The following is a 19,833-nucleotide window of genomic DNA, read 5'->3' on the forward strand; positions in this document are numbered from 1 at the left end:
GTGAGCGAACCCCACAAGAGCGACGCGCCCATGCATCGTGCCGACGAACCGCAGGGTTTCAACTTGGTCGAGTTCTCCACCCGTCGTCGCGTGACGGTCTGGATGTTCACGATCAGCCTGCTGCTGTTCGGCCTGATCTCGCTGGGCAACCTGAAGGTCAACCTGCTGCCCGACCTCAGCTTTCCCACGCTGACGGTGCGCACCGAGTACACCGGCGCCGCGCCGGTCGAGATCGAAACGCTGATCACCGAGCCGGTCGAAGAGGCGGTGGGCGTGGTCAAGGGATTGCGGAAGCTCAAGTCGGTGTCGCGGACCGGGCAGAGCGACGTGGTGCTCGAGTTCGCCTGGGGGACCGACATGGACCAGGCGATGCTGGACGTACGCGACAAGATCGACGTGCTCCAGTTGCCGCAGGAGGCCGAGCAGCCGGTACTGCTTCGCTTCAACCCGTCCACCGAGCCGGTCATGCGCCTCGCGCTGAGCGCGAAGTCGGAAGGCGATTCGGTCCGGCAGCTGACGGTGATGCGCCGTTTCGCCGACGAGGACCTGAAGAAGAAGCTTGAACCGGTCGGGGGCGTGGCGGCGGTCAAGGTCGGAGGCGGCCTGGAGGATGAGATCCAGGTCGACATCGACCAGCAGAAGCTCGCCCAGCTCAACATGCCGATCGACACGGTGATCAACCGCTTGCAGCAGGAGAACGTCAACGTCTCCGGCGGTCGGCTGGAGGAGGGTTCGCAGCGTTACCTCGTGCGCACGGTGAACCAGTTCGCCAGCGTCGACGAGATCCGCGAGATGCTCGTGACCACCCAGGCGGCCGGTGGCGGCGATGCGGCCAACGCGGCCGAGCAGATGGCCCGCGTGGCGGCCGCGACCGGCGATGCCAGTGCGATGGCGGCCGCGGCCTCGGTGCAGAGCGCGTCGTCGGGGAGCTCCAGCGCCGTGGCGGGTGGCATGCCGGTGCGCCTGCGTGACGTGGCGGAGGTCCGCCAGGGTTACAAGGAGCGCGAGGCCATCATCCGGTTGGGCGGCAAGGAAGCCGTGGAACTGGCGATCTACAAGGAAGGCGACGCGAACACCGTGGCGACCGCCGACGCGGTGCAGGCACGCCTCCGCGAGATCCAGTCGTCGATGCCGCCCGAATTCGAACTGACGGTCATCGACGACCAGTCACAGTTCATCCGCAGCGCCATCTCGGACGTGAAGTTCGACGCAGTGGTGGGTGGCCTGCTGGCGGTGCTGGTGATCTTCCTGTTCCTGCGCGATGGCTGGAGCACCTTCGTGATCGCGCTGTCGCTGCCGGTCTCGATCATCACCACGTTCTTCTTCATGGGCCAATTGGACCTGAGCCTCAACGTCATGTCGCTCGGCGGACTGGCGCTGGCCACGGGGCTGGTGGTGGACGACTCGATCGTGGTGTTGGAATCGATCGCCAAGGCGCGGGAGCGTGGGCTGGGGATCCTCGAGGCGGCGATCACCGGCACCCGCGAAGTGAGCATGGCCGTGGTGGCCTCCACCCTCACCACGATCGCGGTGTTCCTGCCGCTGGTGTTCGTCGAAGGCATCGCCGGCCAGCTGTTCCGCGACCAGGCGCTGACCGTGTCGCTGGCGATCGGCATCTCGCTGGTCGTGTCGATGACCCTGATCCCGATGCTCAGCTCGCTGAAGGGCCGCGCGCCGATGGCATTCCCGGAAGAACCTGCGCATCCGCGCTGGACGCCCGAGTCCCGCCTGCAGAAGCCGATCGCGGCGACCGGGCGCGGCATCGGCGCCTCGGTACGGGGCGTGCTGTTCGGGATGGCCTGGGCGTTCGTCCGCGCCTGGCGGCTGGTCGCCGCCGTGGTCGGCCCGGTGATGCGCAAGGCCAGCGACCTGGCCATGAAGCCGTACGCCTCGGCGGAGCGGGGTTACATGAAATTGCTGCCGGGTGCGCTCGAGCGCCCGGGGCGGGTGTTGGCCGTGGCCGCGCTGGCCTTCCTCGGCACGCTGGCGCTGGTGCCGATGCTGGGCGCGGACCTGATCCCGCAGCTGGCGCAGGACCGGTTCGAGATGACCGTCAAGCTGCCGCCCGGCACGCCCTTGCGCGATACCGACCGCATCGTGCAGGAGATCCAGCGCAAGCACGCCGCCGATCCCGGGATCCACGCGATCTTCGGCGTCAGCGGCAGCGGTACCCGGCTCGATGCCAGTCCGACCGAGAGTGGCGAGAACATCGGCAAGCTCAGCATCGTCATGACCGACGGCGGCAGCGAGCGGATCGAGGCCGAGGAGACCGAGCGCCTGCGCGAGACCATGACCGCCCATCCGGGTGCACAGGTCGACTTCAGCCGTCCCGAGCTCTTCAGCTTCTCGACCCCGCTGGAGATCGAGCTGCGTGGCGAAGACCTCGAGACCATCGAGCAGGCAGGCCGGCAGATGGCCGACATGCTGCGCGGCAACCCGCACTACGCGGACGTCACCTCGACGGTGGAGCAGGGCTTTCCGGAGATCCAGATCCGCTTCGACCAGGAGCGCGCGGGTGCACTCGGCCTGACGACCCGGCAGATCGCCGACGTGGTGGTCCGCAAGGTGCGCGGCGAAGTGGCGACGCGCTACAGCTTCCGCGACCGGAAGATCGATGTCCTGGTGCGTGCGCAGGAGTCCGACCGGGCGTCCGTCGAGGACATCCGCCGGCTGATCGTCAACCCGGGCAGCAACCGGCCGGTGACGCTTGAGGCGGTGGCCGACGTGGTCTCGACGACCGGGCCGAGCGAGATCCACCGGGCCGACCAGGTACGCGTGGCGATCGTCGCGGCCAACCTGCGTGACATCGACCTCGCCGCCGCGGTCGAGGAAGTGCAGCAGATGGTCGACGCGCGGCCGCTGGCCGCGGGCATCCGCATGCATATCGGTGGACAGGGTGAGGAACTGGCCGAATCGGTGGGTTCGCTGCTGTTCGCCTTCGGGTTGGCCATCTTCCTGGTCTATCTGGTGATGGCGTCCCAGTTCGAGTCGCTGCTGCATCCCTTCGTCATCCTGTTCACCATCCCGCTGGCGCTGGTTGGCGCGATCCTCGCGCTGCTGATCACGGGGAACTCGGTCTCGGTGGTGGTGTTCATCGGCCTGATCCTGCTGGTCGGCCTGGTCACCAAGAACGCGATCATCCTGATCGACAAGGTGAACCAGCTCCGCGAAGCCGGCGAGTCCAAGCGCGAGGCGCTGGTGGAAGGCGCGCGTTCGCGCCTGCGGCCGATCATCATGACCTCGTTGTGCACGCTGTTCGGCTTCCTGCCGCTGGCGCTGGCCTTCGGCGCGGGTGCCGAGGTGCGCTCGCCCATGGCCATCACCGTCATCGGCGGCCTGCTGGTGTCGACCTTGCTGACCCTGGTGGTGATCCCGGTCGTCTATGACCGGCTCGACCGTCGCAGCGACGCCTGGTACCTGGAGCGTGGCCGGCGTGCCCGCCAGTCAAGGGGCGTGGTGGCGGCCGACGAAGGCGGGGAGCAGCCTGCATGAGCGTCGCCGAGCTCAGCCTCAAGCGTCCCGTCACCACGGTGATGCTGTTCGTGTCGATGTTCGTCATCGGCCTGATCGCCGCCGTGCGGCTGCCGCTCGAGGCCTTGCCGGACGTGTCGGCGCCCTTCCTGTTCGTGCAGTTGCCCTACCAGGGCTCGACGCCGGAGGAAGTCGAGCAGAGCGTGCTGCGTCCGGTGGAGGAGTCGCTGGCGACGCTGAGTGGGGTCAAGCGGATGGGCGGAGGCGCCGATGCCAACGGCGCGTATGTCTTCATGGAGTTCACCGATTGGGACAAGGACATCGCGATCACCGCGTCGGAGGCGCGAGAACGCATCGACGCGATCCGCGACGATCTTCCTGACGACTTCCAGCGCTATTTCGTCCACAAGTTCTCGACCAGCGACGAAGCCTTCCTGCGCGTCCGGCTGGCCGCCGACACCGACCTGACCGGGGCGTACGACCTGATCGACCGCGAGATGAAGCGGCGGATCGAGCGCGTGCCGGGCGTGGCGCGCGTGGAGGTGAGCGGTGCCCCACCCAACGAGGTGGAAGTGGCGATCGATCCCGAGCGCCTCACCGCGCACGGCGTCAACCTCAACGACCTCAACGCGCGCCTGGCCCAGGTGAACTTCTCGGTGTCGGCGGGCGAGATCGAGGATGCCTCGCTGCGGCTGCGGGTGCAGCCGATCGGCGAGATCCGCAGCCTCGACGAACTGCGCAACCTGGTGCTCGACGAGAGCGGCCTGCGCCTGTCGGACATCGCCGAAGTGCGCCTCAAGCCGCAGCGCATGGATTACGGGCGACGCCTCGATGGACGCGCCGCCGTGGGCCTGGACATCTTCAAGGAGCGCAACGCGAACCTGGTGGAGACATCCAAGCAGGTGCTGGCCACGGTCGAGGAGATCCGCCAGTCGCCCGAGTTGTCGGGCATCGAGCTGAAGATCATCCAGAACCAGGGCGAGGAGGTGACCGACTCGCTCATCGAGCTGGCCGAAGCGGGCGCGGTCGGCCTCGTGCTGTCGATCGCGGTGTTGTTCTTCTTCCTTCGCCACTGGCCGTCGACGCTGATGGTCACGCTGGCGATCCCGATCTGCTTCGTGATGACGCTCGGTTTCATGCATTTCTTCGGCGTGACCCTGAACGTGCTGACCCTGATGGGCCTGCTGCTGGCGGTGGGCATGCTGGTCGACAACGCGGTGGTGGTGGTCGAGAGCATCTACCAGGAGCGCGAGCGCATGCCGGGCGATCCCGTCCGGGCCTCCATCGTCGGCACCCGCAACGTAGCGATCGCGTTGTCCGCGGGTACGCTGTCGCACTGCATCGTGTTCCTCCCGAACCTGCTCGGCGACACCAACAACATCAGCATCTTCATGGCGCAGATCGCGATCACCATCTCGGTGTCGCTGTTGGCGTCCTGGCTGGTGGCGGTCAGCCTGATCCCGATGCTCTCGGCGCGCATGAAGACGCCGCCCGCGGTGGAGAACGAGAAGGGCCTGATCCGGCGCCTGCAGAACCGCTACGCGAAGCTCCTGCGCTGGACACTGGAGCACCGCGGCTGGAGCGTGACCGGCATCGTGCTGATCATCGCGCTGAGCATCGTGCCGATGAAGTTCACCAAGTTCGACATGTTCGGCGGTGGGGGCGGCAAGGAAGCGCAGATCTACTTCCAGTGGAACGGCAGTTACACCAAGGAACAGATTTCCGACGAAGTGCTGCGCATCGAGAAGTACCTCGAGGCCAACCGCGAACGCCTCGAGATCAAGCAGATCTACTCGTGGTACAGCGAAGGGGGTGACGCCGCGACCATGGTCACCTTCGAGGACGACGTCGGCGACATCAAGCCGTTGACCGAGACCATCAGCAAGGAGCTGCCGAAGTCGGCCCGGATGGAAGTGGGCATCCGCGGCCAGGGCAACCGTGATGGCGGCAACGAAGGCATCCAGGTGCAGCTGGTGGGCGATTCCACGCAGGTGCTGATGGAGCTGGCGCGCGACATCGTGCCGATCCTGTCGCAGCGCGCCGAGCTTCGCGATGTCAGGCTAGACGCGGGCGACACCAACAATGAACTGATCGTCACCGTCGACCGGGAGCGCGCCGCTTCGTTCGGATTCTCGGTGCAGGAGGTGTCCAGCTGGGTGGGACTGGCCCTGCGCGGTGCGCAGCTGCGCGAGTACCGTCGTGGGCAGACGGAAGTGCCCGTGTGGGTGCGCTTCGCCGGGGCGGAAACCTATGGCGTGGAGGACATGGAAAGCTTCATGGTCCGTGCCGCGGACGGTCGCTCGGTGCCGCTGCTGGCGATGGTGGACGTCAACGTCGTGCCCGCGGCGAACCATATCAGCCGCTTCAACCGGCAGACCACGGTGACCATCGCGGCCAACCTGGCGGGAGAGACGACCACCCCGGATGCCCGCAAGGCGCTCGAGGCGACGCTGAAGACGGTCGCGTTTCCGCCCGGCTACACCTATTCCTTCGACGGCAGCGCCTTCCAGCGCGAGGACGAAGCGGTGGGCCAGATGGTGTTCAACACCCTGCTGGCGCTGGTGATGATCTACGTGGTGATGGCCGCGGTGTTCGAGTCGCTGCTGTTCCCGGCGGCCATCATGAGTTGCGTGGTGTTCTCCATCTTCGGGGTGTTCTGGCTGTTCTGGATCACCGGTACCGCGTTCAGCATCATGGCCTTCATCGGCATCCTGGTGCTGATGGGCGTGGTGGTGAACAACGGCATCGTGATGGTCGAGCACATCAACAACCTGCGACGACGCGGCCTGTCACGTACGGATGCGCTGGTTGAAGGCAGCCGGGAGCGACTGCGTCCGATCATGATGACGATGGGCACCGCTATCCTGGCGATGATCCCGATCTCACTGAGCGACACGGTGGTCCTGGGCGGCGCCGAATACTCGCCGATGGCGCGGGCGGTGGCGGGAGGGCTGGCGTTCTCGACGGTGGTCAGCCTGCTGTTCCTTCCGACGATCTACGCGATGCTCGACGATGCCCGCAATGGGGTCGTGCGCATCATCCGCCGTGCGCGTGGAACGAAGGCCGGGGGCGAGGCTGCCTCGGTAGCGGCGCTGCACGTGGAGTAGGGCGCACCTTGGCGACCACGCAAGGCCCAGGGCGTGCCCATCGGGTGGGCTGCGCGTTCAGAAGGAGACGTCCCACTGGACGCGCGCGCGCCAGCCATGGTCGCTTTCGCCGCCTTCGGTGAGGCCCAGGCGGGTCACGTCGAAGTCCAGCTTGTTGCGGTGCCCATCGAAGTACCAGTTGGCGCCTATGCTGGCTTCGCGGCCGGGGCCATGTCCGGGCACCCCCGGGTCGACCCGTGCATAGCGCACGGCAACTTCCAGGGGGCGGGGCACGGCCGGCCAGTACTCGCTCGGGAACCAGCCCGCCTGGGCGTAGAAACCCTCCAGGTAGCGTCGGCCGCCCTGCACGCGGTCCTCGACCCGCTTGTGGTGCCATTCCTGTTGCCAGGAAAAGCCGCGCCAATGGAGCGCAGTCTCGAACATCCACTGACGGAGCGCGTACTGGTCGACCGTGCCGTCGGCATAGCCGTCGAGCTGACCGCCACCGTCCGATGAGTACCGCGTGAAGCGGCTGCGATTGCGCATGGCGGCGATCGCCACCGAGCCGACCGGCGTGGGGCGACGCGCGAGGTCGCCCTGCGAGAAGGGCAGCACCGCCCCGGCCGGGTTCCACTGCAGGCGTGCCATGTGCATGAGCCGCCCGCCGTCGTTGAACCGGTCGCGGCCCGAGCCGCCGAACATACCCAACCATGCGCTGGTGTCGAATGCAGTCCCGGCGCCGATCCGGCCGAACATCATCACGCCCTGCTGGCGATCGAGCGTGAAGTCGCGGTTGACGATGGAGCGGTCGACGAACTGCTGTGCCCCCGACGAGTCCCGGCGCTCGCGGTTGTACTCCGGCTTCCACTGCCCGACCCGCAGGCCGATGTCGTCGCGGGGCTCCCAGGTCACGCGAAGATCCAACTGCTCCATGCCCTGCAGCTCGGTTTCGGAATAGAGCGTCAGTTCGGGCGTGCCAAGCTGTACGTCCAGCTTGAAGCGCGAGCGTCGCACCTCCAGCTCGCTGCCCGACGGATGGCGAAGGCCATCCAGCGTCCGGGGCACGTCGGCGAAGGGATCGCTGAAGCGCGTCTGCAGGCGGATCTGCGGCTCGAGTATCCACCCGTCTCCAGGCGAGCGCACCACGAGGCGCCGCTCTTCGTAGTCGACGTCCCAGCCCGCGGCGGAGGGCGCCTGCGCTTGCGTCGACGCCGCCACCCACAGGCAGGCCACGCCACCCAGTCGACCGAACCTCACCGCCGACGCATGCGGCACTCGGGGCGTCGTCTGGCAGGCGTTGGCAGCGGTGGACCTCATGCCCGCATGCTGCAGGCACGCGCGTCGTCGCCGGGCGAAGGGGCGTCGCTCCTCAGCCCACCAGTTGGCCCAGCATCCGCAGGCCACCGGTCCACACGCCGATCGCGGTGCCGAGGCTGGTCAGGAAGAAGTTCAGCAGCACGCGCGCGACCCGGTTGCGCCACCAGCCTTTCAGCGTGCCAACGTCCTCGCGCAGCGCCATGAAATCCGCGTAAGTGGGCTTGCGCAGCCAGGCCTCGGTCAGTGCGCTGAGCGTGCCGGAAGCAAGTGCCGGATGGAGGGGCGTGATCGGCGATGCGACGAAGGCCACGAGGATGCTCAGCGGGTGACCACCGGCGATCGCGCAGCCCAGTGCACCCAGCAGGCCGGTCGCGAGGACCCACTGCAGCATCAGCTCGGAGCCAACATCCAGTCCGCCTTGCCAGAACCCCCAGGCGAACCCGCCCAGCACGAACGCGCACAGGAACAGCGTGAACCACGGTACCTTGCTCTTCGAGGGAAGCGCTTCCAGTTCGCCGAGCACGGGCCCTGGTGCCTGGCTGTCCTCCGCCAGGTGGCGTGCGAGGCCCTGCAGATGGCCTGCGCCCACGACTGCGAGCACGTCGTCGACCGGCGCACCGCGATCCCGGCGTTCCGCGCTCGCTTCGCGCAGCCGTGCCGCCATGTACCGGTCGCGCTCCGCGATCACGGTGTCGTACAGCGCGGGCGTGTCGCTGGCGAATTCGCTGAAGCTGGATTCCAGCATGTCGCCGGTCTTCAGTTTTTCGATGTCGTCTTCGGCTACCGGCTCGTCGACCAGCAGGCCCGCCAGCAGGCCGCCACCCAGCTTGGCGCGCCCCCAGAAGCCCAGGCGGTTCGAGGCCCGCTTGAAGGTCAGGCCCACGTCGCGGTCGATCAGTTCGACCGGCAGGCCCCGCTCGCGCGCATCCAGTACGGCCTGCTTGAGTTCAGCGCCCGGCTGGACGCCCAGTTGCTCCGCAAGCCGTCGCTGGTACGCGGCGAGGGCGAGGTTGGCTGCGAACAATGCGGTCTTGCCATTGCGGATGACCTGCACGAGGTCGAGACGGGCGAGGGCATCCGGGTCGGTCAGCGCCTGCAGGCGCTGCGCATCGAGCTCGACCGCGACGGCGTCGAACCCGCCACCGGCAATGGCATCACGCACGGCCTCCACGCTGGAGTGCGACACGTGCGCGGTGCCCAGCAGGGTGTAGCGAACGCCATCGCGCTCGACCACCTGGTGGGGCTGGTCCTGCCAGCGGGCGGGCGGGGTGGCGGCAGCGGCTTCGCTCATCGTGGCTCCATCTCGGGGCGGTCCCGGGCAACCCGCACGATATTGGGGCCATGACCCGGCAGACAAGCCACGTAGGATCCTCCAGGATGTCACGACCGGCCGTCAGGCAAGGCCGAAGGGCAGGTTCGGGCTGGAGACCACGCGCTCGCCCACGATGTCGCCATTGAGGAAGCGAAGCCCGGCGTCGATCACGTCCGGCGCATCCAGGATGCGGCGATGCCCCAGGCCCTGCGTGCTGAGCAGGCGCGCATCGGGCCAATGGCGGGCGTAGGCCTCGCCCTCGTGCCACGGCACTTCGCGGTCTTCCAGGTCATGCAGCACCAGCGCGGGCTGCGCCAGGCGGGGCGCGACGGCATGCACCTGCATGGCGGCGAAGCGGATCCGGTATTCGGCTTCGAACTGGCCCAGCATCCTTTGCTGGACCTTCCGGCTCAGGCCGACGAATCCGGCGAACCGGTCACTCGCGCTGACTGCATCAGCGGCCGGGGCCACCAGCAGAGCGAGCCTGGCCTGCAAGCCTGCCTCCAGCGCGAGCATGGCGGCGGCCCCGCCCAGGGAGTGGCCCAGCACGGCATGTGCGGGCCCGAAGTGCTCGCCCACGCGTTGCAGGCCGCGCACGAAGTCGGGCAAGGCGGCAAAGCTGCCCGGGCTCAGCCCATGGCCCTGCTGGTCGAACGCGACCACGGCGAATCCGGCGCGCCGCAGGGCCGGGAGCCACGCGACGACACGGGTGCCGTGGCTCGACCAGCCGTGCGAAAACAGGATGTACGGCTCGCTCCCCGGATTACCCCACGCGTACGTCGTCAGCGCGGTGTCGCCCGAGCCCAGCTGGCCGCGCCGGGCACCTGCCTGGGTCGCCCGTTGGGCGCGGCGTCGCGCCGGTACCAGTGGCGTCCCGAACAGCCGGCCGGCCCGACGGGCGGTGGAGTCGGGTGCGATCCAGCCGCCCAGCCTGAAGCCGGCTCGAAGCAGGCCGAGTTGAATATTAGTTCGAACGGTCGTGCTAAAGTTGGGTGCGACGGCGGCCATGGCGGTCTTCCTGGTCGGGGGAGGGGTCAGTGGGGCGACGACAGCGCGCCGAGAAGCCGGTCGAGACTGCGACGCCCCCGGGCAAGCGTGGCCTCGTATCCGAAAAGCCCTGCGTCGTGGTGGACGCCGAGTGCGATGCAATACAGCTCGAAGGCGATCTGCGCGGGATCGCAACCGCTCGCGAGGTCACCGGTATCCACCGCCAATGCAACGGCACGGGCCAGCTCGCCGCGCCAGCGTTGCTGCTGGGCCAGCACGCGGTCGCGCAGCGGGCCGGGGCGGTCGTCGTACTCGGTCACCGCGGCGACCAGCAGGCAGCCGCCCTCGTTCTGCCGCACCCAGTCGAACCAGCCGTCCATGATGGCGCGCAGCCGGGCGAGGCCGCGGGGCTGTCGCAGGGCCGGTGGGACCACGGCGTCGAAAAAGCGCTCGCCGGCAGCGTCCAGGACCGCAAGCTGGAGGTCTTCCCGGGAGCCGAAATGGGCGAAAACGCCGCTTTTCGACATGCCGACCGCTTGGGCGAGCGGGCCGATCGACAGGCTCTCAAGTCCGCCAACGCACGCAATGGCGTAGGCCTGGTCGATGATGGCGTCGCGCGTCGAAGCGCCTTTACGGGTCGCGGTGAGGGCGTTCACGGACGCGAAAATAGCACGCCCGGTCATAAATAGAACGACCGTTCGTCAGCTTATCACCCACCATGCCCGGCCTTCAGCGCGGCCAGTTGACCGCCGGGCCTGCAGGTGCCGTCGCGACTCCGTCGCCGAGCGCACGCTGCATCTGCACGGTGTCGAGCCAGCGCTCCTGCTTGCGGCCCAGGCCACGGAACACGCCGACCGTCTGGAACCCGAGCCGCTCATGGAGGGCGACCGACGCCGAGTTGCTGCCATCCCCGATCACCGCGACCATTTGGCGGAAGCCCATCGCGGCGCAATCGTCGATCAACCGTTGCAGCAGCGCCCGGCCCACGCCTCGGCCGTGGCAGTCCGGCCGCACGTACACGGTGTCTTCGACCGTCCACTGGTACCCGATCCGCCCACGGTAAGGGCCCGCGTAGCCGTAACCGGCGAAGCCACCGTCCAGATGGGCGACCACGTAGGGAAAACCATGGTCGACCAGATGCCGCCATCGGCGCAGCATCTCGGCGGCGTCCGGCGCGTCGTATTCGTAGGTGGCGACGTGGTCGCGCACTTCGTCGGCATAGAGGGCCGCGATCGCCGGGATATCGTCGGCGGTCGCGGCCCGGAGCACCACCGTGCCCGGCTCCATGTCAGTCGCGGTAGCGCTTCAGCAGGTCGCCATAGGCGTCGATCCGGCGATCGCGCAGGAACGGCCAGATCCGCCGGACGTGCTCGCTGCGCTGCATGTCGACCTCGACGGTAAGGATCGTCGGATCGCCGCCGGCCTCGGCCAGGAATTCGCCCTGCGGCCCCAGCACGTGGCTGTTGCCCCAGAAGTCGATGCCCGAGGCCCCCATCGGCGAGGCCTCATGGCCGACGCGGTTGCAGCTCAGCACCGGCAAGCCGTTCGCGACCGCGTGGCCACGATGGCTCAGCACCCAGGCATCGCGCTGGCGGCTCTTCTCGTCCTGCGCATCGTCAGGGTCCCAGCCGATCGCGGTCGGATAGAGCAGCAGCTCGGCACCGGCCAGCGCCATCAACCGGGCACCCTCGGGATACCACTGGTCCCAGCACACCAGCACGCCCAGGCGTCCGACCGACGTGTCGATCGGCTCGAACCCGATGTCGCCCGGGGTGAAGTAGAACTTCTCGTAGAAGCCCGGGTCGTCCGGGATGTGCATCTTGCGGTACTTGCCGGCGGCCGAACCGTCGGCGTCGAAGACCACGGCGGTATTGTGGTACAGCCCGGTCGCGCGCTTCTCGAACAGGGAGCTGACCAGCACGATGCCGTGCTGCTTCGCGAGGCGGCCGAGCCGCTCGGTGGACGGGCCCGGGATGGGCTCGGCCAGGTCGAACTCGTCGACCGACTCGTGCTGGCAGAAATACGGCCCGTTGTGCAGTTCCTGCAGCAGCACGAGCTTCGCCCCCCGTCGCGCGGCTTCGGCGACGCGATCCTCGATGACGGCCAGGTTCTCCTCGGCGCCACCGTGGTTTTTTTCCTGGATCAGGGCAACGGGAAGGGTCTTCTTGTGGGCCATCGGTATCGGAGCGCAGGGCGGGGAGGTCGATTGTAGGTCGGACGCGCCGGCGTGCAGCGGCTTCAGGCAGCGTCAGGCGGCGACGAGGCCATCCGGCAACTGCATGGTGATGCAGTGCAGGCTGCCGTTCTGCCAGATCAACGGGCGGCAGGGCAGCGGCACGATCTCACGGTCCGGAAACGCGCGCGCCAGGACCTCGGCAGCCTCCGCATCGGCCGGGTCACCATAGGCCGGCATCAGCACCGCGCCGTTGATGATCAGGAAATTCGCATAGCTGGCGGCCAGCCTGCGCCCGTCATCGATCACGGGGCGCGCCCACGGCAAGGGGAACAGCCGGTACGGCTGGCCGTCCCGGGTCCGCAACGCCGCCAGTTCCTCACCCATGGCGGTGAGTTCGGCGTGGTGGCTGTCGGTCGGGTCGTCACAGGCCTGGTAGACGATCGCGTCCACCGCGGCGAAGCGGGCGAGGGTATCGACGTGGGCGTCGGTGTCGTCGCCTTCCAGATAGCCGTGGTCCAGCCACAGCACGCGGTCCTGGGCGAGCCAGTCGGCGAGGCGGGCCGAGAGCGTGTCGCGGTCCAAACCGGGATGACGCTCGTGCAGGCACTGCCAGGTGGTCAGCAGCGTGCCCTGGCCATCGGTATCGATCGCTCCACCTTCCAGTGCGAAATCAACGACCTGCCGTTGGCTCCTAACAAACAACCCGAGGTCCTGCAGGGCCGAGACGAGGGCATCGTCGCGCGCGGCATCGAACTTGCCGCCCCAGCCGGTGAAACGGAAATCCAGCAGATGGAAGCCGGACGCGCGGCGCAGGGTGATCGGCCCCGAGTCGCGCAGCCAGGTGTCGTCGTAGGGGGCCTCGACGAAACGCACCCGGTCCATGTCGATCCGGTTGGAGCGCAGCCGCATCTCGGCATAGGTCTCCACGTCGGCGTCGGCGACGACCACCACCACCGGCTGGAAGCGGGTGATGGCGGCGACCAGCGCGATGTAGGTCTCCTCGACCTCGCCCAGCCGATCGGCCCAGTCGGTTTCGGCATGCGGCCATGCAATCAGGACGGCGGACTGGGGCTCCCACTCCGCCGGGAAACGCGGTGCGTTCTCGAGCATTGAACTCTCAGTCGATCGGGGGCTTGGGGCCGATTTCGTCGGCGCCTGCCTGGTTGGCTACCGCGTCGATCACGCGATTCTTCTCGAAGTACACCGTGAACGCGGGGTAGACCCAGCGGTTGATGGTCGGCCACTGGCGCTTCTGGCCCCCACGCGGGTCCATGCGCTGGCTGGGCGCGCCGAAGCGTGCCTCGACCTGCTGCATGGTCATGCCGCGCGCGGGCAGGGCGGCGGATTCCGTCTCCTGCACGCGCTCGATCAGGAGGGTATCCGCGGACGCAGCGCCGGACAGCGCGGCCAGGACGGTGAGTGCAACCAGGGAACGGCGGAAGTGCATCGTGGCGATCCTCGCTTGGGATACCCCGGATTGTAGGCGCAACCGCCGGTTCAGGCGCAGGCGGCGGTCGTCACGGAATGCGCAATTCGCGACGGGCGGGTCGGGGCGGGCATAGGGCCCCGGAACGAAAAAGCCGCCTTGCGGCGGCTTTTCCGGAACAGCAGGCCCAGCCTGTCTCAGCGCTGGCGCGCCTTGAAACGGGGGTTGGACTTGCAGATCACGAAGACCTTGCCACGACGGCGGACGACCTTGCAGTCGCGGTGACGGGCCTTCGCCGACTTCAGGGAGGACAGGACCTTCATGACAGACCTCGGCAGAGAAAAGAAGCGGAAAGATGAATCAAGCCGGCGATTATAGCGGCATTTTTGTTTGTAGTGCAAGGACTTGGCGATGCCGTTCAGGCGGCTGTCGGTGGTCCCAGGCGGCTGTCGGTGGTCCATGGGCTCGGCCATAATGCCCGGATGACGACCAACGCTCCCGTATTGACCATCGACGGCCCCTCCGGTTCAGGGAAGGGCACCATCAGCCGGCGCGTGGCCCAGCGCCTGGGCTGGCACTACCTCGACTCGGGGGCATTGTACCGGGCCGTGGGTGTCGCGGCGGGCTGGGCCGACCTCGACCTGGATGACCATGGCGCCCTGGTGCGCTGCACGTTCGATACCCGCATCGGCTTCCGCGACGATGCGGCGGGCGAGTTGCGGGTGCTGGTCAACGACGTCGACGCCACCGACGAACTGCGGACGGAAACCGCCGGTGCCGCGGCTTCGGCGATCGCCGCCATCCCTGAAATCAGGGCCGCGCTCAAGGACCGCCAGCGGGCGTTCCGGCAGCCTCCGGGCCTGGTCGCGGACGGCCGCGACATGGGCACCGTCATCTTCCCGGATGCCCCGTTCAAGGTCTTCATGACCGCCAGCGCCGACGAGCGCGCGCAAAGGCGCTATAAGCAGTTGAATGACAAGGGGGTTTCGGTTACATTGGACGGTCTGCTGCGGGAGATCCTGGCCCGCGACGCCCGCGACGCCCAGCGCGCGGTGGCGCCCTTGAGGCCGGCCGATGACGCCGTCCACATCGATACCACCGGCCTGTCCATCGAGGACGTCGTCGAGCAGGTGCTGGCGCTGGTGCCCCGCGAGGGCTAGGCGCCCGCGTCTCCAGCGGCAGGTCCGAAGTCCGTCGCATCCGCGGCGGATCCATCCACTGCACGTGGCACAGCGGCATCGTGCCATATCTCAACGGGTGGGCTGGCTGCCCGACGTGCCTCGCAAGGCACGCATCCGGCCCGTGTGTTCAACCGAGTAACCAAACAATGACCGAATCATTTGCAGAACTGTTCGAGCAGAGCCAGCAGAACCTGGCGAAGCTGAAGCCCGGCGCCATCGTCACCGGCACCGTCGTGGAAGTCCGCGGCGACGTCGTGGTCATCAACGCCGGCCTGAAGTCCGAAGGCATCGTGCCGATCGAACAGTTCCGTAACGACGACGGCGAGATCGACGTCGCCGAGGGCGACCAGGTCAAGGTCGCCCTGGACTCCATCGAGAACGGCTTCGGCGAGACCGTGCTGTCGCGCGAGAAGGCCAAGCGCGCGATGGTGTGGGACGAGCTGGAGGAAGCGCTGGAGAAGAACGAGACCATCACCGGTCGCATCAGCGGCAAGGTGAAGGGCGGCTTCACCGTCGACATCCGCGACGTCCGCGGCTTCCTGCCTGGTTCGCTGGTCGACGTCCGTCCGGTCCGCGACTCCGCGTACCTCGAGGGCAAGGAGCTGGAGTTCAAGCTCATCAAGCTCGACCGCAAGCGCAACAACATCGTCGTCTCCCGCCGTGCGGTGGTCGAGAGCGAGTACAGCGCCGAGCGCGAGCAGCTGATGGAGAAGCTGGTCGAGGGCGCCGTCCTGAAGGGCGTCGTCAAGAACCTCACCGACTACGGCGCGTTCGTCGACCTCGGTGGCATCGATGGCCTGCTGCACATCACCGACATGGCGTGGAAGCGCGTGCGCCACCCGTCCGAGGTGGTCGAGGTCGGCCAGGAGCTGGAAGTGCGCGTGCTCAAGTACGACCGCGAGCGCAACCGCGTCAGCCTGGGCCTGAAGCAGCTGGGCGAGGATCCGTGGGACAACATCTCGCGCCGTTACCCGTCGCAGACCCGCGTGTTCGGCAAGGTCTCCAACGTCACCGATTACGGCGCGTTCGTCGAGATCGAGCCGGGCGTCGAGGGCCTGGTGCACGTGTCCGAGATGGACTGGACCAACAAGAACGTCAACCCGTCCAAGATCGTCCAGGTCGGCGACGAGGTCGAGGTCATGGTCCTGGACGTCGACGAGGAGCGTCGCCGCATCTCGCTGGGCATGAAGCAGGTCTCGGCCAACCCGTGGGAGACCTTCGCGGTCATCCACAAGAAGGGCGACAAGGTCGAAGGCCAGGTCAAGTCGATCACCGACTTCGGCATCTTCATCGGCCTGGACGGCGGCATCGACGGCCTGGTGCACCTGTCCGACATCAGCTGGAACACCACCGGCGAGGACGTGGTCCGCAACTTCAAGAAGGGCGACACCCTGGAGGCCGTCGTGCTGGCGGTCGACCCGGAGCGTGAGCGCATCAGCCTGGGCCTGAAGCAACTCGAGCAGGACCCGCTGGGCCAGTTCATGGCCTCCAACGCCAAGGGTTCGATGCTGAGCGGCACCGTCAAGGAAGTCGACGCCAAGGGCGCCGTGGTCGAGCTCAGCGATGGCGTGGAGGGCTACATCGCCGCCCGCGACATCTCGGAAGAGCGCGTCGACGACGCCACCAAGCACCTCAAGGCCGGCGATCCGATCGAAGCCCGCTTCATCGGCATGGACCGCAAGGGCCGCGTGATGCAGCTGTCGATCAAGGCCAAGGACGCCGCGGAGATGCAGGAGGCCGTGGCCGACTACAACCGCGCCAATGCCGATGCCGCCAGCGGCACCACCAAGCTGGGCGCGCTGCTGCGCGAGCAGTTGGGTGGCAAGGAGTAAGTCGCACGCGTTGCGACCGTAGTACCGGGGCGGCCCAGCGAACGCCGGGCCGCCCTGGCTTGCAGTACCGCGCCACCGACGGGGTGCGCGCCGCAGGGCAGGGGGTCCTGTGGCAACGTCCGTTCCAAGCGAGTGATCCGCGTCGCCCATGACCAAGTCCGAACTGATCGAGATCCTGTCCCAGCGCCAGGCCCACCTGAAGGGCGACGACGTGGACCTCGCGGTCAAGGCCTTGCTGGAGATGATGAGTGGCTCGCTGTCGGGCGGAGACCGGATCGAGATCCGGGGTTTCGGCAGTTTTTCGTTGCACTACCGTCCGCCCCGCATGGGTCGCAACCCGAAAACGGGGGAGTCGGTCGCGCTGCCCGGCAAGCACGTGCCCCACTTCAAACCGGGCAAGGAGCTGCGGGAGCGCGTCAGCGACGTGATGCCGCTGGGCGATCCGGCCCCCTGACCGGGTCCGGCGATACCGGGGCCGTGCTGAACCGTCGACGCCATGTCGGCTAAGCTAGCGCCGCCCCCACCGCATGACAGAGATCGACATGCGCTTGTTCCGCATCCTCATTGCCCTTGCCTGCGTCGCGGCCGGCGCCATCGTTGGCGCATTGAACCGTGACCTGGTGAGCATCGACCTGGCGTTCGTCAGGATTGGCACGACGCTGGGCGTCGCGGTGCTGGTCTCGCTGTTGTCGGGCGTCCTGCTCGGTGGCATGGCGATCGCCGCAAGCGTGGTGCTGCCGCTGCGCCGTCGCCTGGCACGATTGGAACGCGCCCGGCGCGAAGCAGGGCCGGGCACTTCGCCGCCGCTCGTTTCGCGCGTGGAACCCGTGCCGGACGCGGAGGCACGCTGACGCATGGACTTCATCAGCGAGTGGTTCTGGTTCTTCCTCCTCCTGCCGATTGCCGCCATCAGTGGCTGGGTAGTGGGTCGACGCGGGGGAGAGCGCCACAGCGACACCCAGGTCAGTCGCCTGTCCACCACCTATTTCCGGGGCCTGAACTACCTGCTCAACGAGCAGCCCGACAAGGCGATCGAGCTGTTCCTGCATATCGCGGAGCTCGACAAGGACACCTTCGAGACCCAGGTCGCCCTCGGGCACCTGTTCCGTCGTCGCGGTGAGGTCGATCGTGCCATCCGCCTGCACCAGGCCCTGGTCCAGCGCCAGGGGCTCAGCGATGCGCAGAAGGTCCAGGCCTTGCTCGCGCTGGGCGAGGACTACATGCGCTCGGGCCTGCTCGACCGGGCGGAAACCGTCTTCAGCGACCTGGTTGCGCTCGACATGCGCGCACCGCTGGCACTGCGCCACCTGATCGGGATCTACCAGTCCGAGCGTGACTGGGACAAGGCGATCGAGAACGCCCGGCGATACGAGGCGGCCACCGACGAGCCGATGGGCAAGCTGATCGCCCAGTTCGAGTGCGAACTGGCCGAGCGCCACCGGGCCGCGGGGGACGTGGATGCGGCGCGGGCCGCCGTTGCGCGTGCCTACGAGGCGGACGCGAACTCGGTGCGTGCGGGCATGATCGAGGGTCGGATCGATGTCGAGGCCGGCCGCGACGCGGCGGCGATCCGGGCCTTCGAGCGCGTCGCGCGTGCCGATCCGGATTACCTGCCGGAGGTGCTCCCGGCGCTGCTGTCCTGCTACGACCGTACGCGGGAGACGACGGGCGCGCGCGCCTTCCTGTCGGAGATGTGCGAGCACTATCGGGGCATCGCACCGGTGCTCGCCCTGACCCGCATGGTCGAGGCGGAGGAGGGCGCGGGCGAGGCGCGTGCCTATCTGGCGCGGCAGCTGAAGGACCGGCCGTCGGTGCGTGGCGAGGCGGCGCTCATCGACCTGACCCTCGCCGCGGCGGCCGACCCGCTTGCGACCCTGCACGACCTCAAGCACATCACCGACCAGTTGCTGGTGCGAAATCCCAGCTACCGGTGCAACCGGTGTGGTTTCGGAGCACGCAGCCACCACTGGCAGTGTCCGAGCTGCAAGGAATGGGGCTCGGTCAAGCCGCTGCTGAACTATGCCGTTGTCTGAGCCACTGCTGCCCGTGTGGCTGGCGGTGTGGGGATTGAGCTTCGTGGGAACCTGGGCGGCGCGGCGCTACGCGCTGCGGCGGAATTTGGTCGACGCACCTGGAGAGCGTCGCAGCCACGTGATCGCCACGCCACGTGGAGGTGGCATCGCGATCGTGGTCGCTGTGGCACTGGGCGCACCGGTGGCGGTCGCGTACCTGGGGATGCACGCTTCGGCAGCCGCGTGGGCGGCCTGGACCGGGATGGTGCTCGTCGCCGCGGCGGGCTGGCTCGACGATCATCGGCCGGTGTCGCCGTGGGGGCGCCTGGCCATCCATGCGCTGGCCGCCGGCCTGTTCTCCTACGGGCTGTGGTGGGACGGGACACCCGCATGGCAGGCCATGCTGGGCTTCATCGTGCCGCTGGTGTTGACCAATGTCTGGAACTTCATGGATGGCATCGACGGCATCGCCGCCTCGCAGGCTGCGGTCGTGGCCACCACGGTGGTCCTGGTCGACCCGGGCCTTGGGGGGGCGGTGGCGGCCCTGCTGGTCGCGGCCTGCCTGGGGTTCCTGCCGTTCAACTTTCCCCGGGCTCGCCTTTTCATGGGTGACGTCGGGAGCGGCGCCATCGGCTTCCTGCTGGGAGCGCTGGTCGTCCATGCGGCGGGTGTCGCGCCCGCGGCGGGCTTGATCCTCGCAGGGACGCTGGCCCCCTTCATGGTGGATGCCGGCCTGACCCTTGGCCGGCGGATCCTGCGGGGCGAACGCTGGTGGACACCGCATGTCCAGCATGCGTACCAGGTGGCCGCGCGTCGCTGGGGCCATCCCACGGTGACGCTTGCTTTCGCGGCCCTGGCCGTGGCGGGAGCGGGCCTCGGGTTGGGCCTGTCCCGCATGGGCGTCACGACGATCTTCATGTCTTCTATGCTCGCGGCATGGTATATGTCCGCGGCAATTTTGTGGCTGGCCACCCAGCGCTCGAAGCGTGATGGGGAGGGTGTCCCGCCGGATCGCAAGGAGAAAACGTAACCC

Annotated in this window: 17 protein-coding genes; 8 read left to right on the plus strand and 9 right to left on the minus strand. The window is 67.9% G+C overall.

Annotated features, from left to right (window positions below; genetic code table 11):
- Positions 1-30 precede the first annotated feature (30 nt).
- Both H4F99_RS03880 and H4F99_RS03885 read left to right on the plus strand, forming a co-directional pair.
- Entirely contained in the window at positions 31-3,492 is a 3,462-nt protein-coding gene (locus H4F99_RS03880) for an efflux RND transporter permease subunit (protein WP_182668488.1), read from the plus strand.
- Entirely contained in the window at positions 3,489-6,578 is a 3,090-nt protein-coding gene (locus H4F99_RS03885; protein WP_182668400.1) for an efflux RND transporter permease subunit, read from the plus strand. Before H4F99_RS03880 ends, H4F99_RS03885 begins: the two co-directional genes overlap by 4 nt.
- Before the next feature lie 57 nt (positions 6,579-6,635).
- On the opposite strand, the gene H4F99_RS03890 is transcribed toward H4F99_RS03885, so the two are convergent.
- The 9 genes from H4F99_RS03890 to ykgO form a co-directional block, all read right to left on the minus strand.
- Positions 6,636-7,874 (minus strand): porin, encoded by a 1,239-nt coding sequence (locus tag H4F99_RS03890; RefSeq protein WP_182668401.1) that lies wholly within the window; start codon positions 7,872-7,874, stop codon positions 6,636-6,638.
- A 52-nt stretch (positions 7,875-7,926) separates the two neighbouring features.
- Positions 7,927-9,165 carry a TraB/GumN family protein gene (locus H4F99_RS03895; RefSeq protein WP_182668402.1) on the minus strand — a complete coding sequence of 413 codons (1,239 nt, stop codon included), beginning with the start codon at positions 9,163-9,165 and terminating at the stop codon, positions 7,927-7,929.
- A 102-nt stretch (positions 9,166-9,267) separates the two neighbouring features.
- Positions 9,268-10,194: an alpha/beta hydrolase gene (locus H4F99_RS03900; RefSeq protein ID WP_182668403.1), complete on the minus strand. Its 927-nt coding sequence runs from the start codon at positions 10,192-10,194 to the stop codon at positions 9,268-9,270.
- 26 nt (positions 10,195-10,220) lie between these two features.
- Complete coding sequence (locus H4F99_RS03905; protein WP_343064131.1) at positions 10,221-10,829, minus strand: TetR/AcrR family transcriptional regulator; 609 nt, start codon at positions 10,827-10,829, stop codon at positions 10,221-10,223.
- A 73-nt stretch (positions 10,830-10,902) separates the two neighbouring features.
- On the minus strand, positions 10,903-11,460 hold the full coding sequence (locus H4F99_RS03910; RefSeq protein WP_182668405.1) for a GNAT family N-acetyltransferase: 558 nt from the start codon (positions 11,458-11,460) through the stop codon (positions 10,903-10,905).
- 1 nt (position 11,461) lies between these two features.
- The gene (locus H4F99_RS03915) at positions 11,462-12,349 is read right to left on the minus strand and encodes a carbon-nitrogen hydrolase (protein WP_182668406.1); all 888 of its coding nucleotides are present in this window, start codon (positions 12,347-12,349) and stop codon (positions 11,462-11,464) included.
- 72 nt (positions 12,350-12,421) lie between these two features.
- Positions 12,422-13,459, minus strand: coding sequence for an agmatine deiminase family protein (locus H4F99_RS03920; RefSeq protein WP_182668407.1), 1,038 nt, complete (start codon positions 13,457-13,459; stop codon positions 12,422-12,424).
- 7 nt (positions 13,460-13,466) lie between these two features.
- Positions 13,467-13,796 carry a hypothetical protein gene (locus H4F99_RS03925; RefSeq protein WP_182668408.1) on the minus strand — a complete coding sequence of 110 codons (330 nt, stop codon included), beginning with the start codon at positions 13,794-13,796 and terminating at the stop codon, positions 13,467-13,469.
- 176 nt (positions 13,797-13,972) lie between these two features.
- Positions 13,973-14,098: a type B 50S ribosomal protein L36 gene (gene ykgO, locus H4F99_RS03930; RefSeq protein WP_010342887.1), complete on the minus strand. Its 126-nt coding sequence runs from the start codon at positions 14,096-14,098 to the stop codon at positions 13,973-13,975.
- A gap of 159 nt (positions 14,099-14,257) precedes the next feature.
- Between ykgO and cmk the strand changes: the two genes are divergently transcribed.
- From cmk to H4F99_RS03960, 6 genes are all read left to right on the plus strand, one after another.
- Complete coding sequence (cmk, locus tag H4F99_RS03935; RefSeq protein ID WP_182668409.1) at positions 14,258-14,935, plus strand: (d)CMP kinase; 678 nt, start codon at positions 14,258-14,260, stop codon at positions 14,933-14,935.
- Between the two features lie 167 nt (positions 14,936-15,102).
- Positions 15,103-16,788, plus strand: coding sequence for a 30S ribosomal protein S1 (gene rpsA / locus H4F99_RS03940; RefSeq protein ID WP_182668410.1), 1,686 nt, complete (start codon positions 15,103-15,105; stop codon positions 16,786-16,788).
- Positions 16,789-16,936: 148 nt separating this feature from the next.
- A complete protein-coding gene (locus H4F99_RS03945) occupies positions 16,937-17,242 on the plus strand; it encodes an integration host factor subunit beta (RefSeq protein WP_182668411.1) in 306 nt (101 codons plus the stop codon).
- A gap of 88 nt (positions 17,243-17,330) precedes the next feature.
- Complete coding sequence (locus tag H4F99_RS03950) at positions 17,331-17,639, plus strand: lipopolysaccharide assembly protein LapA domain-containing protein (RefSeq protein WP_182668412.1); 309 nt, start codon at positions 17,331-17,333, stop codon at positions 17,637-17,639.
- Positions 17,640-17,642: 3 nt separating this feature from the next.
- A complete protein-coding gene (gene lapB / locus H4F99_RS03955; protein WP_182668413.1) occupies positions 17,643-18,821 on the plus strand; it encodes a lipopolysaccharide assembly protein LapB in 1,179 nt (392 codons plus the stop codon).
- A complete protein-coding gene (locus H4F99_RS03960; RefSeq protein WP_182668414.1) occupies positions 18,814-19,830 on the plus strand; it encodes an MraY family glycosyltransferase in 1,017 nt (338 codons plus the stop codon). The genes lapB and H4F99_RS03960 overlap by 8 nt, the downstream gene beginning before the upstream one ends.
- The last annotated feature ends 3 nt before the right edge of the window (positions 19,831-19,833 follow it).

Source organism: Marilutibacter penaei (genome assembly GCF_014145395.1).
Taxonomy (GTDB): domain Bacteria; phylum Pseudomonadota; class Gammaproteobacteria; order Xanthomonadales; family Xanthomonadaceae; genus Marilutibacter; species Marilutibacter penaei.